At 62.5% G+C, this 26,569-nt stretch carries 24 protein-coding genes; 11 read left to right on the top strand and 13 right to left on the bottom strand.

All coding sequences use genetic code 11. The features are described from left to right. Nucleotides 1–50: 50 nt before the first annotated feature. The 7 genes from AC1D0N_RS22495 (at nucleotide 51) to AC1D0N_RS22465 (ending at nucleotide 6,779) form a co-directional block, all read left to right on the top strand. Nucleotides 51–353, top strand: a complete 303-nt coding sequence (locus AC1D0N_RS22495) for a virulence factor (RefSeq protein ID WP_477247767.1) — start codon at nucleotides 51–53, stop codon at nucleotides 351–353. Further along, entirely contained in the window at nucleotides 346–957 is a 612-nt protein-coding gene (locus AC1D0N_RS22490; protein WP_477247765.1) for a methylenetetrahydrofolate reductase C-terminal domain-containing protein, read from the top strand. Before AC1D0N_RS22495 ends, AC1D0N_RS22490 begins: the two co-directional genes overlap by 8 nt. Next, on the top strand, nucleotides 954–2,045 hold the full coding sequence (locus AC1D0N_RS22485) for a methylenetetrahydrofolate reductase (protein ID WP_477247763.1): 1,092 nt from the start codon (nucleotides 954–956) through the stop codon (nucleotides 2,043–2,045). The genes AC1D0N_RS22490 and AC1D0N_RS22485 overlap by 4 nt, the downstream gene beginning before the upstream one ends. An 80-nt stretch (nucleotides 2,046–2,125) precedes the next feature. Further along, the gene (locus AC1D0N_RS22480; protein ID WP_477247762.1) at nucleotides 2,126–3,100 is read left to right on the top strand and encodes a methyltetrahydrofolate cobalamin methyltransferase; all 975 of its coding nucleotides are present in this window, start codon (nucleotides 2,126–2,128) and stop codon (nucleotides 3,098–3,100) included. Continuing rightward, nucleotides 3,051–5,180: an ASKHA domain-containing protein gene (locus tag AC1D0N_RS22475; RefSeq protein WP_477247760.1), complete on the top strand. Its 2,130-nt coding sequence runs from the start codon at nucleotides 3,051–3,053 to the stop codon at nucleotides 5,178–5,180. The genes AC1D0N_RS22480 and AC1D0N_RS22475 overlap by 50 nt, the downstream gene beginning before the upstream one ends. Before the next feature lie 189 nt (nucleotides 5,181–5,369). After that, complete coding sequence (locus AC1D0N_RS22470; protein WP_477247758.1) at nucleotides 5,370–5,555, top strand: hypothetical protein; 186 nt, start codon at nucleotides 5,370–5,372, stop codon at nucleotides 5,553–5,555. Between the two features lie 276 nt (nucleotides 5,556–5,831). Further along, the gene (locus tag AC1D0N_RS22465; RefSeq protein WP_477247757.1) at nucleotides 5,832–6,779 is read left to right on the top strand and encodes an alpha/beta hydrolase; all 948 of its coding nucleotides are present in this window, start codon (nucleotides 5,832–5,834) and stop codon (nucleotides 6,777–6,779) included. A gap of 80 nt (nucleotides 6,780–6,859) precedes the next feature. Here AC1D0N_RS22465 and AC1D0N_RS22460 read toward each other — a convergent pair whose 3' ends face one another. Beyond that, entirely contained in the window at nucleotides 6,860–7,759 is a 900-nt protein-coding gene (locus AC1D0N_RS22460; RefSeq protein WP_477247755.1) for a LysR substrate-binding domain-containing protein, read from the bottom strand. Between the two features lie 222 nt (nucleotides 7,760–7,981). Here AC1D0N_RS22460 and AC1D0N_RS22455 point away from each other — a divergent pair, with 222 nt between their 5' ends. Further along, nucleotides 7,982–8,167, top strand: a complete 186-nt coding sequence (locus tag AC1D0N_RS22455; protein ID WP_477248053.1) for a hypothetical protein — start codon at nucleotides 7,982–7,984, stop codon at nucleotides 8,165–8,167. Between the two features lie 71 nt (nucleotides 8,168–8,238). On the opposite strand, the gene AC1D0N_RS22450 is transcribed toward AC1D0N_RS22455, so the two are convergent. After that, on the bottom strand, nucleotides 8,239–8,742 hold the full coding sequence (locus tag AC1D0N_RS22450) for a hypothetical protein (protein ID WP_477248072.1): 504 nt from the start codon (nucleotides 8,740–8,742) through the stop codon (nucleotides 8,239–8,241). Nucleotides 8,743–8,995: 253 nt separating this feature from the next. Between AC1D0N_RS22450 and AC1D0N_RS22445 the strand changes: the two genes are divergently transcribed. Beyond that, a complete protein-coding gene (locus AC1D0N_RS22445; RefSeq protein ID WP_477248051.1) occupies nucleotides 8,996–9,934 on the top strand; it encodes a GlxA family transcriptional regulator in 939 nt (312 codons plus the stop codon). Between the two features lie 22 nt (nucleotides 9,935–9,956). On the opposite strand, the gene AC1D0N_RS22440 is transcribed toward AC1D0N_RS22445, so the two are convergent. The 10 genes from AC1D0N_RS22440 to AC1D0N_RS22395 form a co-directional block, all read right to left on the bottom strand. Continuing rightward, nucleotides 9,957–10,805, bottom strand: coding sequence for a DUF1194 domain-containing protein (locus AC1D0N_RS22440; RefSeq protein WP_477247753.1), 849 nt, complete (start codon nucleotides 10,803–10,805; stop codon nucleotides 9,957–9,959). Between the two features lie 107 nt (nucleotides 10,806–10,912). Then, nucleotides 10,913–13,474, bottom strand: a complete 2,562-nt coding sequence (locus AC1D0N_RS22435) for a GcvT family protein (RefSeq protein ID WP_477247751.1) — start codon at nucleotides 13,472–13,474, stop codon at nucleotides 10,913–10,915. A 156-nt stretch (nucleotides 13,475–13,630) separates the two neighbouring features. After that, a complete protein-coding gene (locus AC1D0N_RS22430; protein WP_477247749.1) occupies nucleotides 13,631–14,389 on the bottom strand; it encodes an FkbM family methyltransferase in 759 nt (252 codons plus the stop codon). Beyond that, nucleotides 14,386–15,621 (bottom strand): hypothetical protein, encoded by a 1,236-nt coding sequence (locus AC1D0N_RS22425; protein ID WP_477247747.1) that lies wholly within the window; start codon nucleotides 15,619–15,621, stop codon nucleotides 14,386–14,388. Before AC1D0N_RS22425 ends, AC1D0N_RS22430 begins: the two co-directional genes overlap by 4 nt. Nucleotides 15,622–15,629: 8 nt before the next feature. After that, nucleotides 15,630–17,060: an aspartate aminotransferase family protein gene (locus AC1D0N_RS22420; RefSeq protein WP_477248049.1), complete on the bottom strand. Its 1,431-nt coding sequence runs from the start codon at nucleotides 17,058–17,060 to the stop codon at nucleotides 15,630–15,632. A gap of 105 nt (nucleotides 17,061–17,165) precedes the next feature. After that, the gene (locus AC1D0N_RS22415) at nucleotides 17,166–18,173 is read right to left on the bottom strand and encodes an NAD-dependent epimerase/dehydratase family protein (RefSeq protein WP_477247745.1); all 1,008 of its coding nucleotides are present in this window, start codon (nucleotides 18,171–18,173) and stop codon (nucleotides 17,166–17,168) included. Next, nucleotides 18,170–18,604, bottom strand: coding sequence for an EamA family transporter (locus tag AC1D0N_RS22410; protein ID WP_477247743.1), 435 nt, complete (start codon nucleotides 18,602–18,604; stop codon nucleotides 18,170–18,172). The genes AC1D0N_RS22415 and AC1D0N_RS22410 overlap by 4 nt, the downstream gene beginning before the upstream one ends. 122 nt (nucleotides 18,605–18,726) lie before the next feature. Beyond that, nucleotides 18,727–20,076, bottom strand: coding sequence for an FAD-binding oxidoreductase (locus tag AC1D0N_RS22405; protein ID WP_477247741.1), 1,350 nt, complete (start codon nucleotides 20,074–20,076; stop codon nucleotides 18,727–18,729). 2 nt (nucleotides 20,077–20,078) lie between these two features. Continuing rightward, nucleotides 20,079–21,512 (bottom strand): UbiA family prenyltransferase, encoded by a 1,434-nt coding sequence (locus tag AC1D0N_RS22400; protein WP_477247739.1) that lies wholly within the window; start codon nucleotides 21,510–21,512, stop codon nucleotides 20,079–20,081. A 201-nt stretch (nucleotides 21,513–21,713) separates the two neighbouring features. Continuing rightward, a complete protein-coding gene (locus AC1D0N_RS22395) occupies nucleotides 21,714–21,977 on the bottom strand; it encodes a hypothetical protein (RefSeq protein ID WP_477231363.1) in 264 nt (87 codons plus the stop codon). 194 nt (nucleotides 21,978–22,171) lie between these two features. Between AC1D0N_RS22395 and AC1D0N_RS22390 the strand changes: the two genes are divergently transcribed. Next, nucleotides 22,172–22,603 (top strand): hypothetical protein, encoded by a 432-nt coding sequence (locus AC1D0N_RS22390; RefSeq protein ID WP_477247737.1) that lies wholly within the window; start codon nucleotides 22,172–22,174, stop codon nucleotides 22,601–22,603. A gap of 15 nt (nucleotides 22,604–22,618) precedes the next feature. On the opposite strand, the gene AC1D0N_RS22385 is transcribed toward AC1D0N_RS22390, so the two are convergent. After that, entirely contained in the window at nucleotides 22,619–25,108 is a 2,490-nt protein-coding gene (locus AC1D0N_RS22385; protein ID WP_477247735.1) for a mechanosensitive ion channel family protein, read from the bottom strand. Between the two features lie 198 nt (nucleotides 25,109–25,306). Between AC1D0N_RS22385 and AC1D0N_RS22380 the strand changes: the two genes are divergently transcribed. After that, on the top strand, nucleotides 25,307–26,566 hold the full coding sequence (locus AC1D0N_RS22380) for a sarcosine oxidase subunit beta (RefSeq protein WP_477247734.1): 1,260 nt from the start codon (nucleotides 25,307–25,309) through the stop codon (nucleotides 26,564–26,566). Nucleotides 26,567–26,569 lie beyond the last annotated feature (3 nt).

The raw sequence follows: 26,569 nt of genomic DNA, 5'->3' as shown, positions 1-26,569 counted from the left end.
AGCCCAACTGCGCTTGCGGCAATGCTCGAAATCACGAGGAGTAGGAATTCATGGCCGATCTGATCGTCGTCTACTGGCGCGACATCCCCGCCCAAATCATCGTCAAGAAGGGCCGGCAGAACGCCAAGCGCGAACTGCCGCTGCGCTTCACCGAGGCGATCGACATGTGCGCCATGCGCACCGGCGCCGGCGGCACCGACGATTATCTCGCCGAATGGCGCAAGGCCGACCCGATTGCGGTTGGGGACGACCTCGAAGCCGAGGTCGAAAAGGCTTTTCAGGACCTCGATACGAAATACGACCGCGAGCGGCTGGTCGCTCTGGTGAAGGCGGGCGGGAAAGAAAATGTCTGACACCCAACCGGCGATTACCCAAGCCACCCTCAACAAGAAGGCAGCGCCGAAATCCGACTACAAGCCGGCCGACGTGTCGCCGCAGCGGCGCGTGCAGCGCTCTTTTGCGGTACGGCTTTGGTCGATCCGGCACTCGCGGCTGCTCGAATGGTTCTATTCCCGGTTCGCCGACATGTTCCTGCTTCTGCATCCCCTCTGGAAAGGCATCGGCTACGGCCGCGTCGAAGGACCAATCAAATTCGTCGAAAAGCGCGTCAAGGGCTTCATGTTCGACTGCCGCATGTGCGGCCAGTGCGTGCTGTCCTCCACCGGCATGTCATGCCCGATGAACTGCCCCAAGCAATTGCGCAACGGACCCTGCGGCGGCGTCCGCGCCAATGGCAATTGCGAGGTCGAGCCGGACATGCCTTGCGTCTGGGTCAAGGCCTGGGAGGGCTCGCAGAACATGGTGCATGGCGACAAGATCCTCGACGTGCAGAAGCCGGTCGATCAGTCGCTGCGCGAAACCTCGGCATGGCTGCGGGTGACCGCGCAGGCCGCAGCCGCCCGCGAAGCCGCGCAAGCCGCCAAGAATGGTGCGGCAAACACCGGAGCATCGGCATGATCGGCCGCCAGCTCGACGAGAACCCGGCCGGCATCCACCTGCCGCTCGATCCCCTGCCCGGCCACACCTCGCGCGGCCGGCTGGAGCGCGTCTTGCGGCGCGGCGAATTCGCGGTGACCACAGAGCTCAACCCGCCCGACAGCGCCGATCCCGAAGACGTCTACAACCGCGCGAAAATCTTCGATGGCTGGGTCGACGCCATCAACGCCGTCGATGCATCGGGCGCCAACTGCCACATGTCGTCGGTCGGCATTTGCGCGCTTTTGACCCGCATGGGCTATGCCCCGATCATGCAGATCGCCTGCCGCGACAAGAACCGCATCGCCATCCAGGGTGACGTGCTGGGCGGTGCTGCGATGGGCGTCGCCAACATGCTGTGCCTCACCGGCGACGGTGTGCAGGCCGGCGACCAGCCCGGCGCCAAGCCGGTGTTCGACCTCGACTGCATGTCGCTGTTGGAAACCTGCCGCATCATGCGCGACAACGGCAAGTTCCTCTCCGGCCGCAAGCTGACCACGCCACCGCAGCTGTTCCTGGGTGCGGCGATCAACCCTTTCGCGCCGCCGATCGATTTCCGCCCGCACCGGCTGGGCAAAAAGATCGCGTCCGGCGCGCAGTTCGTGCAGAGCCAGTACTGCTTCGACGTGCCGATGTTCCGCACCTACATGCAGAAGGTGCGCGATCTCGGCTTCACCGAAAAATGCTTCATCCTGTGCGGCGTCGGGCCTCTGGCCTCGGCCAAGACCGCCAAATGGATTCGCTCCAACGTGCCCGGCATCCACATCCCCGATTCGGTCATCAAGCGGCTGGAAGGCGCGCAGGACCAGAAGAAGGAAGGCAAGCAGCTCTGCATCGACATCATCAACGAGGTGAAAGAAATTCCCGGCGTTTCCGGCGTCCATGTGATGGCCTATCGCCAGGAAGAATATGTCGCCGAGATCGTCGATGAATCGGGCGTGCTCAAGGGCCGCCAGCCGTGGAAGCGCGAAATCCGCCGCGACGACCAGCTCGTTGCCGACCGGCTCGACCACATACTGCACGACGAGATTACTGAAACACAGGTGGACATGGTGAAGACCGCGCATTGACGGCGCGCATGCTCACCATTCGCTTGATCGAAATCAGATAACGATATAAAGAACTCTTTATATCACGACGGAGAGATTTCATGACCCGTACCATCGTCGCCTCGGCGACACGAGAAATCATTATCGGCTTCGACCAGCCGTTCTGCGTGATCGGCGAGCGCATCAATCCGACCGGCCGCAAGAAGCTGGCCGCCGAGATGATCGCCGGCAATTTCGACACCGTCATCCGGGACGCGTTGGAACAGGCCGCCTGCGGCGCCACCATGCTCGACGTCAATGCCGGCGTCACCTCGGTCAACCCGAACGAGACCGAGCCAGGCCTGCTGGTGCAGACGCTGGAGATCGTCCAGGGGCTGGTCGACCTGCCGCTGTCGATCGACAGCTCGGTGACCGCGGCAATCGAAGCCGCGCTGAAGGTTGCCAAGGGCCGCCCGCTGGTCAATTCCGTCACCGGCGAAGAGGAAAAGCTCGAAGCCATTCTGCCGTTGATCAAGAAATACAACGTTCCGGTCGTTGCCATCTCCAACGACGAGACCGGCATTTCGATGGATCCCGACGTGCGCTTCGCCGTCGCCAAGAAGATCGTTGAGCGCTGCGCCGATTTCGGCATTCCGGCGCATGATGTCGTCGTCGACCCGCTGGTCATGCCGATCGGCGCGCTGGGCGATGCCGGCCGCCAGGTGTTCGCTCTGTTGCGTCGGCTCCGCGAAGAGCTCAAGGTCAACACCACGTGCGGCCTCTCCAACATCTCGTTCGGCCTGCCGCACCGCCATGGCATCAATGCCGCCTTCATCCCGATGGTGATCGGCGCCGGCATGACCAGCGCCATCATGAACCCGGTGCGTCCGCAGGAAATGGAAGCCGTGCGCGGCGCCAATGTGCTGAACGGCACCGACGAGAACTGCACCAACTGGATCAGGACCTACAAGGACTACAAGCCGGCCGAAGGCGGCCAGGCGGTGGCAGCACCGACGCAGGTCAATGCGCCGGGCGACGGCGCCAGCAATGGTGGTCGCCGCCGTGGCGGTCGTGAAGCCCGGATGGGTCGAGGATAAGCGCGCAATCGTGAACTCGCCTGCAAACATCACCGATCCGCTCGTGCTGTTCATGCCGTCCGGCAAGCGCGGGCGGTTTCCGGTCGGCACGCCGGTGCTCGACGCCGCACGCCAGCTCGGCGTCTATGTCGAGAGCGTCTGCGGCGGGCGCGCCACCTGCGGGCGTTGCCAGATTGAAGTGCAGGAAGGCAATTTCGCCAAGCACAAGATCATCTCCTCCAACGACCACATCACGCCCAAGGGCGCCAAGGAAGAGCGCTACGAACGCGTGCGCGGCCTGCCTGAGCGCCGGCGCCTGTCCTGTTCGGCGCAGATCCTCGGCGATCTCGTCATCGACGTGCCGCAGGACACCGTCATCAACGCGCAGACCATCCGCAAGGATGCCGACACCAGGGTCATCGCCCGCGATTCGGCGGTCCGCATGTGCTATGTCGAAATCGAAGAACCTGACATGCACAAGCCGCTCGGCGATCTCGACCGCCTCAAGATCGCGCTGATGCACGACTGGAGCCTGAAAAACCTCGATTTCGATTTTCACCTGTTGCCGCAGGTGCAAGGCATCTTGCGCAAGGGCAACTGGACCGCGACCGCCGCCATCTACAAGGATGCCGAGACCGAGACCGCGCGGGTCATCGCTTTGTGGCCGGGCCTCAAGAACGAGGCCTATGGGCTCGCCTGCGATATCGGCTCGACCACCATCGCCATGCATCTGGTGTCGCTGCTGTCGGGTCGCGTCGCCGCCTCGTCGGGCACGTCCAACCCGCAGATCCGCTTCGGCGAGGATCTGATGAGCCGCGTTTCCTATGTGATGATGAACCCGGACGGCCGCGAAGGCATGACGGTGGCCGTGCGCGAGGCGATTTCCGGCCTCGTCGACAAGGTCTGCGCCGAAGGCAACGTCCAGCGCAACGACATTCTGGACAGCGTCTTCGTCGGCAATCCGATCATGCACCATCTGTTCCTCGGCATCGATCCGACCGAGCTCGGCGGCGCGCCCTTCGCGCTGGCCGTCTCGGGCGCCGTGCACATCAAGGCCTCGGACATCGGCCTCAAGCTCAATCAGGGCGCAAGGCTCTACATGCTGCCTTGCATCGCCGGCCATGTCGGCGCCGATGCGGCGGCCGTCACGCTGTCGGAAGGTCCGCACCGCCAGGACGAGATGATGCTGATCGTCGATGTCGGCACCAATGCCGAGATCGTGCTCGGCAATCGTGCGCGGGTCGTGGCGGCCTCCTCCCCCACCGGCCCGGCCTTCGAAGGCGCGGAAATCTCCGGCGGCCAGCGCGCCGCCCCCGGCGCCATCGAGCGCGTGCGCATCGATGCCGACACGCTGGAGCCAAAGTACCGCGTCATCGGCTCGGAACTGTGGTCGGATGAGCCTGGCTTCCTCGACAGTGTGCAGGCAACCGGCGTCACCGGCATCTGCGGCTCCGGCATCATCGAGGTGGTCGCCGAAATGTATCTTGCCGGCATCATTTCCGAGGACGGCGTCATCGACGGCGGCCTGTCGGCGCGCTCGCCGCGCGTCACCGCCAACGGCCGCACCTTCTCCTACGTGCTGAAGGAAGGCGAGCCGAAGATCACCATCACCCAGACCGACGTGCGCGCCATCCAGCTCGCCAAGGCAGCGCTCTATGCCGGTACCAAGCTGTTGATGGAAAAACAGCACACCGAGCATGTCGACCGCATCCATTTCGCCGGTGCCTTCGGCTCCTTCATCGATCCGAAATACGCCATGGTGCTGGGCCTGATCCCAGACTGCGATCTCGACAAGGTTTCGGCGGTCGGCAACGCCGCCGGCGCCGGCGCCCGCATGGCGCTGCTCAATCGCGGCTACCGCCGCGAGATCGAGGACACGGTCAGCAAGATCGAGAAGATCGAGACCGCGCTGGAGCCGAAATTCCAGGAGCATTTCGTCTACGCCATGGCGCTGCCGAACAAGGTCGACCCGTTCCCGAAACTCTCGGCCGCGGTGAAACTGCCGCCGCGCAAGACCGTCAGCGAAGACGGTGTTGCCGGCGATGCCGCCCCGCGCCGGCGTTCGCGCGAAGGCCATGCGGCAAGGCGCGGGCGAGAGTAAACCGCCTGCAACAGAGCGTCGAACGCCTCCAATTTCATTTGTATGCAAATGTTTCAAGATCGGCCGATCTGGAAACGAAAACGCTGTTTTCGTGAAATCCGCCAGATACACGCGCGGCGCATTTAACCGGCATCAAGCGGCAGGCAGGAAATCTCTTCCGACCGCCGCGATCCTTCAAGGGAGATCACGATGTCGATGTTCGAAAGCCTCGGCCGTTATGGTGCGGCCATCAAGCATGCCCACAACCGGAACAGATCTGTCCGGGCACTGAACAGCCTGCCTTCCGAAATCCAGAAGGATATCGGCTGGCCGGTGTCGCCGCGCAATGACCCGCAGGCCACCTTGTCGGCTCTGCTCCTGGGCTCGGCGCGCTGATGACATTCGCCGACAAATGCAAGCTGTTGGCCAAACGCCGGAGCCGCGATACGGCTCCGGCGACAACCGATACAAAGCTGCGCGCAGCACTTTTGCCTCGGCGTTGAACGCTGTTGCGGTGCCCTAAAGGGCTGGGAAAGCTGCCTTGGGGTTGCGGCCCCAGATCACACAACCGTGTTGACCACCACGCAAAACTTGACATTTCTGGCCGAGGCACGATCTTCGAAGACAGGGAGATTTCTCTTAGTCGGCTCCAGCCGAAGTTCGTGTATCCGCATGCCCAGTTTCAAAAGCCACGTCGTTTCGTTTGTGCTCCGGCATAGCCGCAAGCAGGCCTTTGCCAGCCCGGAAAACCTGCAGCGCTGGATTGCCTATGCTCGCAAGACCGAAGACCACCAGCCGCCCGCTGCGCTGCGGTCGCGGCTCGGCATCACGACGCGCACCGTCGGCGGCTTTCCCGTCTACGAAATCGCGCCCAAGGCCGGCGAGCAGAAGCAGATTCTTTACCTGCATGGCGGCGCCTATGTCTTTGAAATCACGCCCTATCATTGGGGGCTGATCGCCGAAATGGCCGATCGCCTTGGCTTCGGCATCACCGTGCCGATCTATCCCATTGCCCCCGAGCATGATTTCCACGCCATGTTCGGCATGGTCGGCAAGGTCTACCGCCAGATGCTCGACGAAACCGAAGCGGAAGACATCGTCTTCATGGGTGACTCCGCCGGCGGCAACATGGCCGTGGTGCTGACCATGATGGCCGCGGAAGAAGCCCTGCCCTTGCCGTCACGTCATGTGCTGATTTCGCCAGGTCTTGACATGTCGCTTGCCAACCCCGAAGTCTTCGAAGCCGAGCGCAACGATCCGTGGCTGGGCATTTCTGGCGGGATGGAGGCGGTCCGGCTCTACAGCGCCGGCTTCGCTCGAAGCGACTGGCACATCAGTCCGCTTTACGGCGACCTGTCGGTGCTGCCGAAAACCCTGCTGCTGACCGGCTCGCACGATCTGCTCAGCCCCGACAATCTGATCTTCGCCGAGAAAGCTCGTAACGCCGGTGTCGATGTGGAGGTCGTCTATGAGGAAGGCATGTTCCACGTCTGGCCGCTGATCGAGATGCCCGAGGCGCGCCGCGCGCGCGACAGCATCGTCGCCTTCCTGAACGGCGAAACCAAACCACGCCGCGCTACGGCCGGTCGATGGCCGCTACAGGGTCAGATCGCCACCTGATCTGTCACCCGCGAGCCATTCCGAACGGAAAAAGAGCCCGCCCCCGATCTTGTCGGGACGGGCTCCGATCGTCACAAAAATCAGAACTTGCCGGTTTCCCGGAACACTTCGAAGGTTGCGCGGATGTGGTCGGCGACTGCCTTGACCGGCGCGCTGGCGTCCGGCGCCACCACCATGGCCAGATTGTAGGTGCCGATGTCCGGCATGCCGTCCTTCGGGCAAAGCTCGACCATGTCGTTGCCGAGGAACGACTTCGGCAGCGGCGCTACCGCGAGATCGGACATGATGGCGGCGCGCTGGCCGGCCGTGTGCGCGCTCATATAGGCGATGCGGTAGTTGCGGCCTTCGCGGCCGAGCGCTTCCAGGGCGCCGGCCCGCCAGGCGCAGCCTTCTTCCCACAGCGATACCGGCAGCGGCTCGCGCAGATGCGCGCAGCCGCCCTTGGCGCCGGCCCAGACGATCGGCTCGGTCAGCAGAACTTCGGCGCCGATCGCGCTGGTCTTGTAGGAATTGGTCAGCAGCGTGATGTCGAGCGCGCGGTCGTCCATCCGGCGGCGCAGATTGCTGCTTTGATCGATGGTGACGTCGACGGCGATCGACGGATGCGACTGCGCAAAACGCTTCAGCACATGCGGCAGCACGCGCTCACCGTAATCGTCCGGCGAGCCGAGCCGCACCACGCCGACAATGTCGGGAATGATGAACTTCGACACCACCTCGCGGTTGATCGACAGCAGCCGGCGGGCGTAGCCGAGCAGCATCTCGCCATCGGTGGTCAGTGTTACCGAGCGCGCGTCGCGCGCGAAGACGGAGCGGCCGAGAATGTCCTCGAGCTTCTTGATCTGCATGGAGACGGCTGACGGCGTGCGAAAGACCGCATTGGCGGCGGTGGTGAAGCTGCCGGTTTCGGCAATGGCCACGAAAGTGCGCAGCACATCGAGATCGAGCAGGGGCAGCGGATGATTGAGTGGGGCGTTCATCGGGATCGACCTTCAATTTTTCTGATGCAAACCATCATTCCATTTCGTTTGATTGAACATCAGAATGGGAGGATAGTCAACTCCATCGAAGCAGGACGTACCGAAAGCAGCCACCAAACGACCACGACACAGACCTGTATTCGACATGAAGTGAAGCTGAAACAAACCGGGTGTACCGCCTCAGTCGTGCGGATCCTCCCACCGCCAACGAAGGAGAATGAAATGTCTATCCTGTCATCCATTGGTCGGCTTGCGACCGAATTCAGCGCGGCCCGCGCCCGCTACCAGACCGAACGCGCCATTCACTCGCTGCCGATCGAACTGCAGAAGGACATCGGCTGGCCTGAAGCTGCCGACACCAAGACCGGTGCACGCCACGGCGTCGGATCCTGGGCTGGAGCGAAGTAAATCGTGTGTAGCAAAGAATGAAGGCCTGCCGCGCAGACCAGCCCGGCAGGCCTTCTCCGTTTTATTTGCATTCAAATGAATTTTTGGAGCCATGTCGCCACTACATGGCGCATATGAACAAGCCGCATAGCGGTGCGAATTGACAGATAACGCATTGTAAATAATGGTAAATTCTGGGCAGCTTGCCCAATAATGTCGCAATCGGTGTCGCATTTCATATCAAGCGCTTCGCATTTGCGATTTAGTTTGTCCTCGCACAGGCCTATATCAGCGCCAGCAAACGAGCTGCCCCACTCCATAAAGCGAAGGCGACCCGTCTGAGCAACCGAATGGAGATGATCATGAAGCTTTTTGCCCGCCTCTTTGCCCGCCGCGAAATGAACCTGACGACCGCTCTCGAGCGCCAGCGCCTTGCCAACACCATGCCCGGCCAGACCGGCGCCATGAATGCGGCGCGCCTCGGCTTCGTCGCCTGAGACAACAGCTTGCGAAGGCAGCGTTCCCTGCCGCTGCTTCGAAGTTGATCCCAACGCCGCCTTGGCAAGCCGAGGCGGCGTTTTCGTTTTGAGCCACAAGGCGGGACAAATCTGCCTAGGCCGGCGACAATTTGAGCCCATCGCTTGGGCGATTGCCCATTTGCGACCCATGTCGCAAATATAGTTGCCTCTACGCCCTCTACCCGATTGACAGGAATGGTTTTTCCTGATGACGCTGTGCTGTTCGCGACATCCTGTTCGCGTCATGGCCGCGTGAGGTTTCCCCGTGAATGCCGTTATCAAGCATCCGATCAGGCGATCGTTTGTATTCTTCCTCATCCCCGATTTCACCATGATCGCCTTTGCGACAGCGCTCGACCCGCTACGCTCGGCCAACCGCATGCTCGGCTACGAAGCCTATCGTTGGCGCCTCGCCAGCATCGACGGCAAGCCGGTGCGCGCCTCGAACGGCGTCGAATGCGCCGTCAACACCTCGCTGGAGGATGAGCGCAAGAAGATGGCCGGGCCGGAACGGCCGAACATGGCGATCGTCTGCAGCGGCATCAATGTCGAGCGCTACCAGAACAGGTCGGCCTTCGCCTGGCTGCGCGAGGAATACAATCGCGGCGTCGCCGTCGGCGGCCTGTGCACCGGCGCCCATATCCTGGCTGCCGCCGGCCTCTTGTCCAACAAGCGTTGCGCCATCCACTGGGAGAACCTGCCGGGCTTTTCCGAGGCGTTCCCCAAGGCCAATGTGTTTGCCGACCTGTTCGAGATCGACCAGAACATCTACACCTGCGCCGGCGGCACCGCCGCGCTCGACATGATGTTGAAGTTGATCGGCGATGATTTCGATGAGAACCTGGTCAACCGGGTGTGCGAGCAGGTGCTGACCGACCGCGTCCGCAGCCCGACCGACCGCCAGCGCCTGCCGTTGCGCGCCCGCCTTGGCGTGCAGAATTCCAAGGTGCTGACCATCATCGAATTGATGGAAGGCAATCTGTCCGAACCGCTGTCGCTGATCGAGATCGCCGACCATGTCGACCTGTCGCGCCGGCAGATCGAGCGGCTGTTCCGCACCGAAATGGGCCGCTCCCCTGCCCGCTATTATCTGGAGATCCGGCTCGACCGTGCCAGGCACCTGCTCATCCAGTCGTCGATGCCGGTCGTCGAGGTAGCGGTCGCCTGCGGCTTCGTCTCGGCCTCGCATTTCTCCAAGTGCTACCGCGAGCTCTACGCCCGCTCACCGCAGCAGGAGCGCGTCGACCGCAAGCAGTTGCTCGCGGCCTGATCCGGCCTAGGAGATTTGACGACTAGCGGCTGTCGAACATCCAGCTGCGGTCGCGCCACATTTTCTCGCCGGTCAGGCAGTCGACGGGCGGCCCGTCCTGCGCCAGCATCACCGGCGGGTGATCAGCCTCCTCCGCCGCCCATTGCGGCGAGGCAGGGCCGGCAAGTTCCAGCACCAGCTTGCGGCGGATCGCTTCGGGAAACTGCGTCCAGTCATTGACCGGGATCATGAAGGAGCCAGGCCCGCCGATCACGCAGTCGCTGTAGTAGCGGTCGAGATTGTTGACGTCGAAGGCGCCGGTGAACCCGCCACGGGTCATCAGCGGCAACCCGTTGATGACGATTCCTTGCTTCACCACAGCGTCGCGGGTGATATCGACGGGGGCGCCCTGGTTGTTGGGGCCGTCGCCCGAAATGTCGATGACGCGCTTGACGCCCTGAAAGCCGCTTTCGGCGAAAAGATCGCTGCCGAATTCAAGCGCACCTGAAATCGAGGTGCGGCGCGCGCTGCCCGGCGGATGGGCGGAAAGTTGTGCAACCACCCGTTCGGCATCGGCACGGTTGGCGATCACCGTCCACGGCACGATGACATGCTGCCAGGTCGTCCCGGCCCATTCGACATAGGTGACGGCGATCTTGCCATAGACGCCGTCGGCAATGGCCTGCAACACGTGGTCGTGCGTAAGTGCCGCCGCATAACCGTGGCGCTGGATCTCGAGTTCGTCCGGCGACATGGACAGGGAAACATCAACGGCCAGCACCAGTTCGATGTCGACGGGCTCGTCCGCCGGGGACGCCGGCGTCAGCCAGAGCGACAGCGCCAGCGCCGCGCAGCCCGAAAAGAGATGCCTTGCGCGAGGAGAAGCAGACATGACGCAAGGGTAAGCGAGAATCGCGGATCGACAAAGAGAAAAGCCCGGCGCTGGGCCGGGCTTTTTGCATTCAAATCTTTGCGGGCCAGCGGGCTGACGGCGAGTAATCAACTTCTCGGCTTGAGGTTCTCCGGGTCGTAGAGCGGCTTGTAGCCGACGGCGGCCACTTCCACCGGATAGGTCTCGCCGAAATACTCGATGGTGAGCTTGCGGCCTTCCTGGGCATGCGCCCAGGGCAGATAAGCGAGACCGATGTTCTTGCCGATGGTCGGACCATAGGCCATCGACGTCGTGAACGATCGGCGGCCGAGTTCGTCGACCAGCGTTTCGCCCGTCTTCGGGTCCATCACCGGCATGATGCCGACGGGATAGCGGGCGACGCCCTTTGCATCGACGTTGTCGGTCATCACCAGCGTGCACAACATGGCCGGCTGGTGCTCGCGGGCGCGGTATTCCACATGCTTCGCCTTGCCGCAGAAATCTTTCTCCTTGACCTTCGGACGGGCGAGATCGGCTTCGAGCAGATTGTACTCGGTCAAGAGGTCCGCGTTCTGCAGGCGCAGGCTTTTTTCCATGCGCCGCGTGTTGGCGTAGGTCTCGACGCCGAAAGGCATGACGCCGGTGGAACGCAACGCGTCCCAGACGGCAAGGCCGTCCTCGTAGCGCATGTGCAGTTCCCAGCCCTGCTCGCCGACATAGGAGATCCGAAACGCGGTGACGTCCTTGCCGCCGATCCTGAGCGGCTTGATGGCCGCGAACGGAAAATTCTCGATCGACAGCCCATCAGGATTTTCGACAACCTTCTGCAGTGTCGCCCGCGCATTCGGGCCCCAGATGCCGACAGTCACATACTTCTCGGTCACGTCGGTGATGGTGACATCGAAGCCTTTGTCCTGCGCGGTGCGCTGCATGTAGCGGAAGTCGCGCGGGCCGGCATCGGCACCGTCGATCAAACGGCAGCGGTCAGCCATGCGGATGACGGTAAAGTCGGCGCGCACCATGCCTTCCTCGTCGAGGAAGTGGGTGTAGATGCCCTTGCCGATGTTGTTGTCGCCGCCGATCTTGGCCGCGCACAGCCATTCCAGCAGCGCGACATGGTCCGGGCCTTCAATATCGTACATGGCGAAATGCGACAGGTTGACGATGCCGCAATCCTCGCTCATCGCCAGGTGCTCGGCATTGGACACCCGCCAGAAATGGCGGTTGTCCCACTCGTTTGCGCGCACCGGCACCCGGTTGCCGTATTTCTCCAAGAGATGCTCGTTGGCGGCATAGCCGTGCGCCCGTTCCCAGCCGCCCAGTTCCATGAAATAGCCGCCGAGTTCCTTCTCGCGCTCCCAGAATGGCGAGCGCCTTATGTTGCGACCCTTGGAGAACGGCTCGCGCGGATGCACCGCCGGATTGTAGACCTTCATTGCCGTTTCGGTGCAGCGGTCCCAGATGAACTGCTCCTTCGTCTGGTGCGGATAGAAGCGCGCATAGTCGATGGCGTGATGATCGATCGCGGTGCGGCCGTCCGTCATCCAGTCGGCGATCAGCTTGCCCATGCCGGGACCGTCCTTGACCCAGATGGCGACGGCATACCAGAGACCCCTGACCTTCTGGCTTTCGCCCATCGAGGGGCCGCCATCCGCAGTCACCTGCAGCAGCCCGTTGAAGGAATGGCTTTCGTTGTAGCCGAGTTCGCCCAGGATCGGCGTCAGTTCCATGGCGCGCTCGAGCGGTGCGAGAATCTGCTCCATGTCGAGGTCGCGCTGCGACGGCGACAGACGGGCCTGGTTCTTCTCCAGCAGGTCGCGCGGATGGCAAAGGCGCGGATTGTTCTCCTCGTAGTAGCCCCATTCGATCTGCCCACCCTCGGCGGTCTTGGGGTCGCCGGTGTCGCGCATATAGGCCGAGTTGCCCTGGTCACGCAGCAGCGGCCAGCCGATCTCCTTGCCGGTGCCGGCGAACTCATTGTACGGGCCGAAGAAGGTCAGCGGATGGTCGATCGGCATCACCGGCAGGTCCTCGCCGACCATCTCGGCGATCAGCCGCCCCCAGATGCCGGCGCAGACGATGACATAGTCGGCCATGATCGTGCCGCGGTCGGTCACCACGCCCTTGATGCGGCCGTCCTCGACGATGAGGGATTTGGCCGGCGTGTTGGCGAAGGATTTGAGCTTGCCCGAAGCTTCCGCCTGGTCGACCAGCTTACCGGCGACGGTCTGCGAGCGCGGAATGACCAGACCCGCATCCGGATCCCACAGGCCACCCTGCACCATCGCTTCTTCGATGAGCGGAAATTTCTCCTTGATCTCTGCCGGTTCGATCAGGCGGGCGCGCGTTCCAAAAGCCTTGGCCGAGGCGATCTTGCGCTTGATTTCTTCCATACGGGCGTCATCGCCGACGCGCGCCACTTCGAGGCCGCCGATGCGGGCGTAGTGGCCCATCTTCTCGTAGAAATCGATCGAGTAGAGCGTCGTCCAGCACGACAGGAAATCGTGGCTGGTCGTGTAGCAGAAATCGGAGGCGTGCGCGGTCGAGCCGATGTCGGTCGGGATGCCTGATTTGTCGATGCCGACAATGTCGTCCCAGCCGCGTTCGATCAGGTGATGGGCGATCGATGCGCCGACAATACCGCCAAGGCCGACGATGACGACCTTCGCCTGTTTCGGAAACTCTGCCATTGCCCGCGACTCCAAAGCGATAAAGCGGGCGCGCCTGCGCCCGTTCGAATGGCGCACAATATGCAGAGGACGCGGATGGAGCTACCGCCTGTTTGCGACACGTCGCTGGTGCGGCGCGACCCAGTACGCCGACTGATCGTCAGAGGTGACTTTTACTCAGGCAAAGGCCCAGACGTCCTCGGCCTGGAAACCGACCTGGTAGCCGGCGGTCTTGAGCTTGACCACGACCTGGCCGATTTCGGCGGCCGGCAGCGCGCCGACCTCGATCTTGATCATGCCGGGACGATAGCGCTTGAGGTCGAGCTGTTCGAAGACGATCCAGTCTGCGCCCTCGCAATCGACGAGGAAGGCGTCGATGTAGGTGATGCCGTTGCGGTCGAGCAGCGTCTGCAGCGTCTCCGACGGCACCTCGATATCCCTCAGGTGCGGCGCGAACTTGTTGAAGTTGGCGTCAGCCTCGCCCCAGGCATTCTTGCCCGACATCAGATTGGTGTCGGTGACCGACGAGCAGCCGATGAACTCGATCGGCAGCGTGCCGGCCTCGAGTGCTGCGGCATCGAAGGTGTGGACGGTGATCGTGCCCTTGGTCTTGGTCACCGCCACCGGCTCGATGACGAAACGCTCGGCATCAGGGTAGTTGGCGCGCAGCCGCTTCTGGTTATAGGGGATCGGCTCGACCAGCACAGCCCGGGCCCGCGGAATGCGGTGCAGCCACGGCGTCACATCGTCGAACAGCGCGCCATCGCAGGCGCCGACATTGACCATCTGGAAGGGCCGCCTGGCCCCGCTGAGGCGCGCCTTCAGCGCCGCGCTGGCTAGGAATTTCGTGCCGTGCAGCGACGGGCTCCGGTCGAGAACACCGGTGGGGAGACCGAGCGACAGAGCCATGCGCGCCAGGCTGGAAATGGAACTCATGGCTTATCTCCAGATATGACGTGCAAGTCGACGGGGCGGCGTCCATTGACGCTTGCCGATGCCCACAGCGCCATCATCGGGCCGGCAAGCAGCAGGAACGGCGGGATCAGATTGGGAAAATAGATGCGGCTGTCGTGGATTGGAAAGACGGTGAATTTCGCCAGCACGCCAAGCACCAGTGCGGCCAGCAGGATGCCGGCGCGACGGTCGAGCTTGAAGCCGGCGCGGCTCAACGCATACCATCCGGCCAGGGCCAGCACCGAGACGCCGACCCAGCTGTTCAGGGTGATGGCGCGGACCAGCGAGGCGGAGAAGGCCTTGAGGTAGGCAACAATCGAAAACGGCGGATCGAAACCGTCCATATTGTAGTGCTGCTCGATGCTGGAGAACCACAGATGCGGCCACCAGCCCGGATGGTGAGCCCAGTGCGAGATGGCGAAATAGGCGACGAAGGAGGCGGCAAAGCCGGCCAGCGCGCCCCACGCCTTCACCCGGAAAGCGACCAGCAGCACGGCGAAGATGGTGAGGAAAACGATGTTGTCGGGCCGTGCCATGAAGGTGAGGAAGAGCAGGATCGCCGTCGCCGCATCACGGCCGCGCACATAGGCAAAGAGCCCGCCGAGAAACAGCGCCGAGCACAAGAGATCCGGCGTCGAGGCCCGCGCCGTTTCGCCGAAATCGGCCATGATCAACAGCGCGCCGACGACCGGCGCCAGCGCCAGCGCGGTTTGAGACCGCAGCCAAAGCAGCGCGATCGCGCCAAACAGCAGCACCGAGAACACCGAGACGAGCCGCATCGCCTCGACCGGCGACATCACAGAACTCATCGTCGACAGGATCTCGGCATAAAGGAACTTGATCCGGTACATGCCGAGCAGCGAATGGAAGTCGGCGGCATTTTCAGCCATATGGCTGCGGAAACCGCCGCCATCGTCGGTCAGCGTCTTGTAGTCGCCGGCCGACACACCTGATTTGACCGTGCCGTAGGCGTAGTCATGCAAAGCCTGCGCATCGGGATAGGTGCCTTCCTCGGCGACAGCCAGATAGGGCAGCATGTCCCAATTGGCGTCGGGCATGAACCAGGCCGTCGCCGCCGTCAGAAGGATATAGAGCGCAAAGGCCGCCGCGCCGATCGGCGCCGCCAGCCGCCCATAGGTGCCCTCGCCCCATACCAGACCGGCTGCGGTGAGCCGGTCGAGCAGAGTGTTCGAAGCGGGCGACCTGGTCAGCATCGTTGTGCTCAGCGAACCTGGCTTTTGACGAAGTCCTTCACGATCGACACGATGCCGCGCGACAGCAGGCTGTCAAAAGCGTCGACGAAGCGATCGACATGCTCGCGCTGGCAGATCAGCGGCGGCTCGAGACGGATGACGTTGCGGTTGTATTCGGTGAAGGCGACCAGCACGTCGTAGTCGCGCAACAGCAGCGCGCCGACGAAGCCGGACAGCGAACCCTTCAGCTTGTCGTCGAGCACACTGACGATCGGCCGCAGCACCATCGGCAAGGTCTGCGAGAAGTCGTGGAACTCGAGCCCGACCATAAAGCCCTTGCCGCGCACGTCCTTGATGATCTTCGGGTATTTTTCCTTCAGCGCCTGCAGGCGCTGCAGCAGATAGTCGCCAGTCGCCGCGGCGTTGTCGATCAGCCCCTCGTCATAGAGCACGTTGAGGCCTTCGATTGCGGTGATGCAGGCCTCGCCCATGCCGCCGAAGGTCGCCATGGCATGGATCATCGCCGTCTTCGGCGTGCCATAGGCCTTCATATAGACCTCGCGCCGGGCGATCATGGCACCGACCGCCGCCTTGCCGGCACCGAGCGACTTGGCCAGCGCCGTCACGTCGGGCACGACGCCGTAATGTTCGAAAGCATAGAAGCGGCCGGAGCGGCCATAGCCGCACTGCACTTCATCGGCCACCCACAACACGCCATACTTGTCGCACAGCGCACGCAGCTTCTGCCAGTATTCGGCGGGCGCCTGGATGATGCCGCCGCCGCCCTGGATGGTTTCGAGCACGATGACGCCAACCTCGGGATCGGAGCGGAACAGACGCTCGACCGCTTCGATGTCGGCGAATGGGATGCGGACCGTGTTCTCAGCCATCTTGAAGTCGGCGCGGTAGAGCTGGCCGTCGGTGATGCCCAGCACGCCCTTGGTCTTGCCGTGGAAGGAATTCTCGGCATAGACGATTTTCGGCCGCTTCGGGCCGGCGGCGCGCTCGGCGAGCTTCACCGCCGCTTCCATCGCTTCCGAACCGGACGAGCCCAAAAACACCATGTCGAGATCGCCGGGCGAGCATTTGGCGATGTTGTGCGCAAGTGCCGCCGCATATTGCGACATGAAGGCGATGGCGATCTCCTGGCGCTTTTCCTCCTGGAACTTGCGGCGCGCCTCGAGAATGCGCGGATGGTTGTGGCCAAAAGCCAGCGAACCGAAGCCGCCAAAGAAATCGAGAATCTTGCGGCCATTCTGGTCGATGTAGAACATGCCTTCGGCACGTTCGATCTTGATCTTGTGGAAGCCGAGCAGCTTCATGAAATGCAGCTGGCCCGGATTGAGATGCGCCTTGAACAGGTCGGTCATCCGCGCCACGTCCATCGCCTTCGCCTGCTCGACGCTGATCAGGTCGGGTTTGGCGATGCTGGCGGGCGACAGCGCCGGCGGGCTGACCATGGTACGCGTGTTCGTCTGCTCGGGCTTGGCCATGACGGTCATCTCAATCTCCTGTCTGCGCGCATGACAAGGATCGTGCGCAACGAAATCTGTTCGGCGAGCCGGCTATTCGGCAGGCACATGTTTGGTGGCGACGGCGTGACCGGCCTTCTTGGCGCGGTACTCGCTGTAGGCGGCGATCAGCATGTCCTCGTCGCGGTATTGCGGCACCCAGCCGAGCTGACGCTCGGCCTTGGACACGTCGAGCACGCACTCCTCGTCGGCGATCAGATACTGCTCCGGATCCATGATCGGCATGTTCATGAGGTCGAGCAGGTCAAGTGTGCGCTTGACCGCCCAGCCCGGCGTTGGGATCAGCAGCGATTTCGACCCGGCATGCTTGATCAGGTCGCCAAGCAATTTCTTCACCGGCGGCGGATTGAGCGAGCCGAGATTGTAGGCTTCGTTCGGCACGCCAGCCTTCCAGGCCGCGCGGGCAGCTTCCGCACAATCGAAAACAGAGATGAACTGATAGGGATTCCTGCCGGAGCCGATCATCGGCACCGGAAAATTCCAGTCGATCAGCTTGAACAGCTTTTCCAGGATGCCGAGGCGGCCGGGACCGATGATCAGGCGCGGCCGAAACAGCGAGATCGACATGCCGCGCTTGCGCCATTCTGCCGCCAGTTCCTCTGTCTTCTGCTTCGACCAGCCATACTCGCCAAGCGGCGCCACCGGATGCTCCTCGGTCATCGGCTGCGTCACCGTATGGCCGTAGATCATGTCGGTCGTGTAGTGGACCAGCTTCGGCGCGCCGGCCTTGTCCATCGCCTGCATGATGTGCTCGGTGCCGTGGAAATTCACCGGAAAGAAGAAGTCGTGGCGTTTTGTCCGCACCTGGATCGGCGACAGCATTTTCGCCGACAAATTGTAGACCATGTCGTCGGCCTTCAGCCCTACCGACGCGACCGAAGCTGGATCGGTGACGTCGCAGGTGACAAAGCGGACCGAGCGGTAGTGCGGCAGGTCGCTCTTGACGATATCGGCGACGACGACCTCTTCGCCATCGGCCACAAGTTTCGGGGCAAGGTGGCGGCCGACGAAACCGTCGCCGCCGAAAATCACATGTCTCATCGAACGGTCTCGCTGGTGTGGATCTTGTCGGGCGAAAGGGAAGCCGTTTCCTCTTCATGACCGCGCCCACTCTGGGCGATCAGCACGGTGCCGACGCAGATGAAGGCAATACCGGAGATGCGCCAGGCATTGAGGTCCTCGCGGAAAAGGAAATAGGCGAAGATCGCTACGGCGACATAGGCGAGGCTGAGGAACGGGTAGGCAAAGGAGAGCTCGACCTTGGACAGCACATAAAGGTGCGAGGCCATCGAGATGACGAAGGTGCAGAGACCAAGAAAGACCCACGGGCTGAAGACGATCTGCAACAGCTTGACCAGAGGATTGACGCCCTCGAACGAAATCGGCCCGAGCGACATCATGCCTTGCTTCAGCATCAGCTGCGCGGCAGCATTGGTCATGACTGTGAACAGAATGAAGACGATGTATTTCATGTTTTGCACCCGCCCTGCAGCGGTCCTACTACAGACCTGCAAAGATTTCGTGAAGTCACAACAACGTTTTGAGTAAACCCTGGCATTGACGATTCATTCACCACGAATTACTCAAATTTTACCTATTCCGCCGCCTCGACGGTTCCGCGCCGCACGTCCAATTTTTGCGCCGTCCGCGCCCAGAAATCCGACAGCAGAGCGGGGTCGCGCAGCGCCTCCAGTTGCTGCCAATCCGGAAAGGACGCGGCGAAGGTGGCGGCGCCCATGCGCGCATCCTTGTAGGGATTGACCGCGCCACCGGCCTCGACCGTGATGCGGTCAAGTTCGTTCAGCAGCTGTAGCGTCGTCTCGCCGCGATTGGGGAAATCCAGCGTCAGCGTGTATCCCGGCCGCGGGAACGACAGCAGCGCCGGCGAAGGAACCGAGCCGAAGCGCTTCAGCACCGTGAGGAACGAGCCCTGCCCGGCCCGTCTCGCCGCCTCGAGCAGCGCCGGCACGGCCTGGTATGCAGCCTGTTCCGGCACCACGCTCTGGTGCTGGAACAGGCCTTTCGGCCCATAGAGCCGGTTCCAGTCACCAACGCCGTCGAGCGGAAAGAAAAAGCCCTGATAGCCGACACGACGCGGCACAGACGAGCGTCCCTTCTTCCACCGGTAGGCAGCGTTGAACGCGGTCAGGAACGGCCGGTTGAGCACATTGAACGGCGGCTGGAACGGCACCGAGAGACGTCCGCCGGTACGTGCGGCCGTATGCGAACCATGCTCGGCATGGTTGCCGGTGAACAGCAGGCCGCGCCCACGGCCGTGGCCCCCGGCAAGCTGGTCGATCCAGGCAACCGCATATTCATTGGCCTGGTCGGCGGCTTCGGCCAGCGCGAAGAATTCGCCGAGATCGCGAAACGGCGTCGCCTTCTCGACGATGTCGAGCGAGTGCACCCGCATCAGCCGGATCGACGCCGACAGGATCAGGCCGGTGAGCCCCATGCCGCCGATCGTCGCCTTGAACAGGTGGGCATTGTCCGTGGCCGAGCAATGATAGGTCCGCCCGTCCGAGCGCAGCAGCGTGAAGGACTCGACATGGCAGCCGAAGGTGCCGCGCCGGTGATGGTTCTTGCCATGCACATCGTTGGCGATGGCGCCGCCAAGCGTCACGAACTGCGTGCCAGGCACGACCGCCGGGAAAAAACCGAGGGGTGCGGCATGGGCAATGATGTCGGACAAAAGCACACCGGCTTCCGCTTCGAGAAGACCGGTCTCGGCATTGAAGGCGAGAATGCGGTTCAGCGGCCGCATGTCGACGATCGTCCCGGCCTCATTCTGGCAGGAATCGCCATAGGAACGGCCATTGCCATAGGCGAGCAACGCGTTCTTTTTTGCCTTGCCGCTCTTCATCAGCGCGATGGCGTCATCCGCAGGGATGGTGCGCGGCGCCGGTGGGGTGGCGAGACCAAAACTCTGGAACCGTTCGGCCATGCCTACCAGCCCCCGGCAACCAGCAGCAATGCGCCGATAAGCACGACAATCTGGCTGCGCCAGTCGCGGATGATGAAGACCACCGGATCGTCATGCAACTCATCGCGGCGGGCGAGGATCCAGACGCGCATGGTGAGATAAAGCACGATCGGCGCCAGCGGCCACACAAGCCAGGGATGCGGGTAGAGTTCGCGCACGGCCATGCTGTCCATATAGAGCGCCAGCACCAGGGCCGAGGAAAAGGCCGAGGCCATGCCGGCCTGGGCGACAATCTCCTGATCTTCGGTGCGGTAGCCGCGACCGGCAATGCGCTCACCGGCCGGGATGGCGGTGGTGCGCAACTCGACATAGCGCTTCACCAGCGCCAGCGACAGGAAGAAGAAGATCGAGAAGGCCAGCAGCCAGAAGGAGACTTCGACACCGGTGGCCGCCGCACCGGCCAGCACACGGATCGTGTAGAGTCCGGCCAGCGTCAGCACGTCGCCCAAAAGCATACGCTTGAGCGACAGTGAATAAGCCGTGGTGACGAGCATGTAGCCACCGAGCACGCCAAGGAATTCGATCGGTAGCAAGAGCCCTGCAGCGATGCCGATGGCCAGCAACGCTGCCATCGAGCCAAGGCCGAACGGGATCGACAATGCGCCGCTGGCGAAAGGGCGGTTGCGCTTGGTCGGATGTTTGCGGTCGAGTGCGAGATCAAAGAAATCGTTGAGGATGTAGATGGCGGAAGCCACGGCGCTGAAGGACACGAACGCCAGCAGGCATTGCCAGATCATGTTGGCGTTGAAGTACTCGTGCGACAACACCATCGGCACCGCGATCAGCGAGTTCTTCAGCCATTGATGCACGCGCAGCATCTTGACGAAAGTCCTCAAGGTCGGCTTCGGCACCGGCACCATTTCAGCGTCGTGTGCCGCCTGCCAGCGCGCCGCATGGCGGTCGGGCGCCACAACGATTGCGCTGCGCGCGGCGTCGAAGACCTTGAGGTCGTGCCGGCTGTTGCCGGCATAGTCGAAGCCGCCATCGCCATAGGCTGCGACAAGTGCGGCGCGCTTGCGGCCCGAGGTCATGTTGTGGGGGCCGTCGGTCGCCAGGACGTGATCGAATATCTTGAGATGTGCGGCGATCGCCTCCGCGAATTTACGCGGCGTGCCGGTGGCTAGCACGATCTTGCGGCCTTCGCCATGTTCGGTGCGCATGCGATCGAGCAGCGCCTCGCGATAAGGCAGCGAAGCCGGATCGATGTCGATGCGGTCGGCGATGGCCTGCTTCAGCCGCGCCGGCCCGCTGGCCAGCCAGAACGGCACCAGGAAAATATAGAGCGGATTCTTCTTGATGAGGATGAACAGGCCTTCCCACAGAAGGTCCGTCGCGATCAGCGTGCCGTCGAGATCGACCGCAAGTGGAATTGCGTTCCTGTCCGACCGCGCGTCCATTTCGTGCTGCCTTGCCTGAATCCGTCGTGCCGTGTTTCGGCGTCTTCGCACCGTATAGCGGGGAACGGCGTAGCGAACGTTAAAACGTCCGGTTGCAGGCAGCAGGCGCTGCTGTATTTCCGGCGTCATTGTTAAGCAAGCGTTACCAGAAACAATAAAAGGCCGGGCAATGCCCGGCCTTCGAAAATCAAACCGCCAGCTTTACTTGATGCGAGCGACGCCGCCCGAGATCTCGACTGTCTCCGAGCCGGTCAGGGCCTCGAGGTCACCATTGGGCAAGGTGACGAAACAGCCATTCGGGCAGAATTCCACGGTTTCGCCGGCGGCCAGCGCCAGCTCCGTCTTGCCTCCGCCTTCCGTCACGATCAGCGTGCGCGTTTCGGCGTCCTTGTTGACCGCGCTGGCGGCGAAGGCCGAACCACTCGCTGCAGTAAAAGCGATGGCGACGACGAGCGACTTCCACATTTTGCAGTATCGGTGTTTCCACCGCCTCTTGTTGCATTTCGCAAGGCATTCTCGCCCTTTGCATGGGAGCTTATATGAGATGGAAGCTGAACCGCAACTGAATGCCGCATTCATGCCGCAATTGGTATTGGAGCGTTGACCCGAACCGCCGGTGTCGTTCCAATTCTGACCAGCAGCCCTGGGAATTGAAACAGATGAACCGCCAAGAGCCTTACCCGTACGCCCTGCACACCAACCGTGAACTGGAGATGATGCTTGCCGGGGACAAGCCCTTTGCGATGTTTGCCCATGAGCGCGTGGGCGGTTTTGAAAAGGCCGATGTCCTGGCCAATCAGGACTTTGCGACGCACGTTGCAAATGGAACGCTGTCCGAGCATCTGCGGACTTTCCAGGCGAAAGGACCGGACGGAATCTCACTAGACATTGACTACTATTTCTACGCCCGCCAGGGTGAAGAATGGAGAGTGGAAGCCTTTTCGCTGCTTCTCGAGCTTCTACACCGCGATGCCTGGTGCCCGCAGTTGGAATGGCTGCAGGGAAAGCTCCTCGGATACACCGACGAGCAGAACCGTTACCACCTCTCGCGAACCTATCCGGCAGATCGGCTTGATCCCCTGAACTTCTAGGCCTAGATTGCAGCCCTAATCAGGGTCAGGTTTGCGAACCTTCCGCCCGGTCTTGGCCAGGCGTTTCTTCTCGGCCGCTGCCTCAGCCTCCGCCTGCTCTCGCTCGGCGAATTCGGCCTCGGCCTGTTCGTCGTCGATCGGCCATGCCGCGGTCTTCTTGACCTCGACGACCGCGCGCGGCGTCGACGGTATCTCGATATGCTCGCCGCTGAAAGCATCGAGAATGGCAAAGCGGATGTCGTTCTGCACGATGTTGCCGTTCAGCACATCGGCGAGGAACACGCGGATCTCGAACTCGAGTGCTGCCGGCCCGAAATTGGAAAACAGCACGAAGGGTTCCGGGTTCTTCAGCACCAGCGCATGGCCACGCGCGATCTCGAGCAGGATGGCATGCACCCGCTTCACGTCGCTGCCATAGGCGACATTGACCTTGATATCGATGCGGCCGAGCTTGTTGCGGTGCGTCCAGTTGCCGACAGCGTTGTTGATCAGGTTCGAGTTGGGCAGGATCACCGATTGCCGCTGGAACGTCTCGACTTCGGTGGCGCGCACGCTGATCTTCTTGACCGTGCCAGTGATGTCGCCGGCAACGATCCAGTCACCAACCTTGAACGGCCGTTCGGCCAGCAGGATCAGGCCCGAGACGAAGTTGGAGACGACGTTCTGCAGGCCAAAACCGATACCCAGCGAAAGGGCGCCGGCAACCAGCGCCAGGCTGGACAGGTCGATGCCGGCCGCCGAGATGCCGACGAGCCCGGCCAGTGCTACGCCGGCATAGCCGACCGCCAGCCGGATCGAGTTGCGCACACCGGTGTCGACACGGCCGCGTGCCATCACCGACCCGTCGAGCCAGCCCTGGAACCAGCGCGTCAGGAAATAGCCGATGACGAAGACGATGATGCCGGTGAGGATGCCGGTGACCGAGATGGTCACCGAGCCGATGGTCAGGCCCGTCGCCAGCTTGTAACCCCAGGCCTGGATGTCGCCGGGCTGGAACCCCCACATCAACAGGATCAGCGGCAGGAACACCAACACGATCATGACGTTGATGGCGACGCTGACGACCAGGCCAAGCTGGTCGAGCGCGGTCTCTTCATAGCTCGCAGTGGTCGACAGCCAGCGCCCGATCGACGTATCGGCGAAGCCACCCTCCTCGCCGATCTCACGTGCCGACAGGAAGCCGATATAGGCGGTGACCAGGATGGTGCCGGTGACCACAACCTGCAGCGAAACGAAAATCGCCAGCCCGATATAGCCGAACAGCGCCGCCGCGATGGTGAAAAGGCCGAGCGCAATGGAGGTGAAGCGCAGCCACGCCGGCCACGGCCGCCAGGTTCCGTCGGCCGCCTTGTACGGTTTCAGCAACGCCATCAGGATGAGGATGACGCCGACGATGATGGTGGCGACAAAGCTTCTGGCAATGGTCAGCGACAGCGGCGAACCCATCTTGTCGTTGACCACCGCGAGGAAATTGTTGACGCCGATGACAACCGCCATGGCGGTGGCCAGCCGCACCAGCCAGCGTGCCGGACCCGTCTCCACCTGTATCAGGCGCCAGTTCGGCAGCCGCGGTTCGAGCGCCGCATTGGTCAACCGGTTGACGCAGAACACCACCGCGATGACGGCAGCCAGCGCATTGAGGAAGACGCCGATATCGCCGCGCAGGACATTGTAATAGTTGAACAGGAAAACCGTCGAAGCGAGGAAGACGCCGACAGCCAGTGTCGGCAGCAGGGTCGACCAGAACGCCACCGACAGTCGGCTGAGATAGGATGGTTCCTCCACGGAAGCGTCCGCTTCGAACACACGTCCGAACAGACGCCGGCCGCCGACCAGCAGCACCGCGGCGAGCGCAAGCGCCATGAAGGTCGCCGCGAGCATCGCCTGGAACTTGAATTTGAAGGCGAAGGTCAGCCAGGATGACACTGCCCTGTAAAAATTCGCGTACTCATCATGCGCGTCGGAAAAGACCTGTGGGCTCAGCGCATCGGACAGCACGTAGCGCTTGGTGAGCACATTGCGGAAAAGGTCGCTGCGCATGTTGCCGATCTTGTCGATCAGGCCATTGATGCGGATCGACAAATTCTGCGCGCTGGCGACGACCGCGTTGATTTCGGCTTTTTCGGAGGCCAGAGCCTGACGCTCGCCGGTGACGATATCGGGCTCTTGCGGCTGGCCGGCAGCCGGCGCCGGACCCAGCATCTCGATCCGGGCATTGATATCGCCGACACGCGAACGGAAGGCGAGCGCGCTGTTCAGTGCAGCGCGCGACAAATCCTCCAGTTGCAGTCGGATATCCACAAGTGCTGCATCGTCCTCGACACTTTGCTGTATTTTCTTCTCGAGATCGTCGGTCTTGGCAGTCAGGCCCTGGATCACCTTCTGCTGGTCGGTGATCAGCCCGGCGGCACCCTGGCCGAGCGCCTGCGCCATCGCGTCGAACGAAGGTGGCGCCGAGACAACCAGCGCAAGGATCAGGATCAGGCGGAGCAATCGAAAAAGCATAATCGGTTGGCGACTCGCAGACGGCAAAGGCCTGTTCTAGGACCCGCCCTTGATAAAGACGCTGCCACTATGGGGCAAGCCGTCGCGGTCTGGCCGTCTTTTGGGAGTCGGTCAGTCGAAAAGCCATGGCGCAATATTGGCTTTGCGCCGCCGCCCTGCTCTATAGTCTGCCGCATCGCACCAAGGATGGCATGAAGAATGGCGGAATATTCGGCCTTTTCGCTTCTCGCGAACGCGCTCAAAGGGAACCAGGACTGGAAGCCGGCCTGGCGCAAGCCGGAGCCAAAGGCGTCCTATGATGTCATCATCATCGGCGGCGGCGGCCATGGCCTGTCGACGGCCTATTACCTCGCCAAGGAGCACGGCATCACCAATGTCGCGGTGCTGGAGAAGGGCTGGCTCGGATCAGGCAATGTCGGCCGCAACACCACGGCCGTTCGCTCCAACTATCTTTTGCCCGCCAACACCCGCTTCTACGAACACTCGATGAAGATGTGGGAGAACCTCTCGCATGAGCTCAACTACAACGTCATGTTCTCGCAGCGCGGCTGCCTGAACCTGGCGCACACGCCGGCCCAGTTCGACGACTATGCAAGGCGCGGCAACGCCATGCGCCATCTCGGCGTCGACGCCGAACTGATGACCACCGCTCAGATCGCGCGTCTGGTGCCGGCGCTGGACATGTCGTCCAATGCACGCTTCCCGATCGTTGGCGGCCTGATGCAGCCGCGCGCCGGCACGGCCCGCCATGACGCCGTCGCCTGGGGCTATGCGCGCGGCGCCGACCGCCGCGGCGTCGACATCATCGAAAATTGCGAAGTGACCGGCTTCCTGCGCGACGGCGACCGCATCACCGGCGTCTCCACCTCGCGCGGCGAGATCCGCGCCAAGAAGGTTGCGGTGGCGGTGGCCGGCAGCACCGGACGGGTCATGCAGCTTGCCGGCATCGACCAGATGCCGATCGAGAGCCATGTGCTGCAGGCCTTCGTGACGGAATCGCTGAAACCGTTCATCGACACGGTGCTGACCTTCGGCATGGGCCATTTCTACATGTCGCAGTCGGACAAGGGCGGCCTTGTCTATGGCGGCGATATCGACGGCTACAACAGCTACGCCCAGCGCGGCAATCTGCCGATCGTCGACGAGGTGATGAGCGAGATGTTGGCGCTGTTCCCGGGTCTGGCGAGTGTCCGCATGCTGCGCTCGTGGGGCGGCGTCTGCGACATGTCGATGGATGGTTCGCCCATCATCACCACCGGCCCGCTGCCCGGCATGTATCTCAACTGCGGCTGGTGCTATGGCGGCTTCAAGGCGACGCCGGCCTCCGGCTGGTGTTTCGCCTGGACCATCGCCAAGGACGAGCCGCACGACTTCAACGCGCCCTTCACGCTCGACCGCTTCCACCGCGGCCTTGTGATCGACGACAAGGGCCAGGGCGCAACGCCGCGGCTGCATTAGGGA

The organism is Mesorhizobium sp. P2_E10 (assembly GCF_056404235.1).
The sequence above is the reverse complement of the archived record's forward strand: the minus strand, read 5'-3'. Positions and strand labels throughout refer to the sequence as shown.

What these genes read in the sequence shown, in the direction of transcription:
- AC1D0N_RS22445 (WP_477248051.1), top strand. Translation starts at nt 8,996, where the DNA reads ATGATCGCCTTTGCGACAGCGCTCGACCCGCTACGCTCGGCCAACCGC.
- AC1D0N_RS22470 (WP_477247758.1), top strand. Translation starts at nt 5,370, where the DNA reads ATGTCGATGTTCGAAAGCCTCGGCCGTTATGGTGCGGCCATCAAGCAT.
- AC1D0N_RS22425 (WP_477247747.1), bottom strand. Translation starts at nt 15,621, where the DNA reads ATGCTGACCAGGTCGCCCGCTTCGAACACTCTGCTCGACCGGCTCACC.
- AC1D0N_RS22390 (WP_477247737.1), top strand. Translation starts at nt 22,172, where the DNA reads ATGAACCGCCAAGAGCCTTACCCGTACGCCCTGCACACCAACCGTGAA.
- AC1D0N_RS22400 (WP_477247739.1), bottom strand. Translation starts at nt 21,512, where the DNA reads ATGGACGCGCGGTCGGACAGGAACGCAATTCCACTTGCGGTCGATCTC.
- AC1D0N_RS22465 (WP_477247757.1), top strand. Translation starts at nt 5,832, where the DNA reads ATGCCCAGTTTCAAAAGCCACGTCGTTTCGTTTGTGCTCCGGCATAGC.
- AC1D0N_RS22405 (WP_477247741.1), bottom strand. Translation starts at nt 20,076, where the DNA reads ATGGCCGAACGGTTCCAGAGTTTTGGTCTCGCCACCCCACCGGCGCCG.
- AC1D0N_RS22460 (WP_477247755.1), bottom strand. Translation starts at nt 7,759, where the DNA reads ATGAACGCCCCACTCAATCATCCGCTGCCCCTGCTCGATCTCGATGTG.
- AC1D0N_RS22495 (WP_477247767.1), top strand. Translation starts at nt 51, where the DNA reads ATGGCCGATCTGATCGTCGTCTACTGGCGCGACATCCCCGCCCAAATC.
- AC1D0N_RS22395 (WP_477231363.1), bottom strand. Translation starts at nt 21,977, where the DNA reads ATGTGGAAGTCGCTCGTCGTCGCCATCGCTTTTACTGCAGCGAGTGGT.
- AC1D0N_RS22435 (WP_477247751.1), bottom strand. Translation starts at nt 13,474, where the DNA reads ATGGCAGAGTTTCCGAAACAGGCGAAGGTCGTCATCGTCGGCCTTGGC.
- AC1D0N_RS22440 (WP_477247753.1), bottom strand. Translation starts at nt 10,805, where the DNA reads ATGTCTGCTTCTCCTCGCGCAAGGCATCTCTTTTCGGGCTGCGCGGCG.
- AC1D0N_RS22485 (WP_477247763.1), top strand. Translation starts at nt 954, where the DNA reads ATGATCGGCCGCCAGCTCGACGAGAACCCGGCCGGCATCCACCTGCCG.
- AC1D0N_RS22420 (WP_477248049.1), bottom strand. Translation starts at nt 17,060, where the DNA reads ATGGTCAGCCCGCCGGCGCTGTCGCCCGCCAGCATCGCCAAACCCGAC.
- AC1D0N_RS22410 (WP_477247743.1), bottom strand. Translation starts at nt 18,604, where the DNA reads ATGAAATACATCGTCTTCATTCTGTTCACAGTCATGACCAATGCTGCC.
- AC1D0N_RS22455 (WP_477248053.1), top strand. Translation starts at nt 7,982, where the DNA reads ATGTCTATCCTGTCATCCATTGGTCGGCTTGCGACCGAATTCAGCGCG.
- AC1D0N_RS22415 (WP_477247745.1), bottom strand. Translation starts at nt 18,173, where the DNA reads ATGAGACATGTGATTTTCGGCGGCGACGGTTTCGTCGGCCGCCACCTT.
- AC1D0N_RS22480 (WP_477247762.1), top strand. Translation starts at nt 2,126, where the DNA reads ATGACCCGTACCATCGTCGCCTCGGCGACACGAGAAATCATTATCGGC.
- AC1D0N_RS22385 (WP_477247735.1), bottom strand. Translation starts at nt 25,108, where the DNA reads ATGCTTTTTCGATTGCTCCGCCTGATCCTGATCCTTGCGCTGGTTGTC.
- AC1D0N_RS22380 (WP_477247734.1), top strand. Translation starts at nt 25,307, where the DNA reads ATGGCGGAATATTCGGCCTTTTCGCTTCTCGCGAACGCGCTCAAAGGG.
- AC1D0N_RS22475 (WP_477247760.1), top strand. Translation starts at nt 3,051, where the DNA reads ATGGTGGTCGCCGCCGTGGCGGTCGTGAAGCCCGGATGGGTCGAGGAT.
- AC1D0N_RS22490 (WP_477247765.1), top strand. Translation starts at nt 346, where the DNA reads ATGTCTGACACCCAACCGGCGATTACCCAAGCCACCCTCAACAAGAAG.
- AC1D0N_RS22430 (WP_477247749.1), bottom strand. Translation starts at nt 14,389, where the DNA reads ATGAGTTCCATTTCCAGCCTGGCGCGCATGGCTCTGTCGCTCGGTCTC.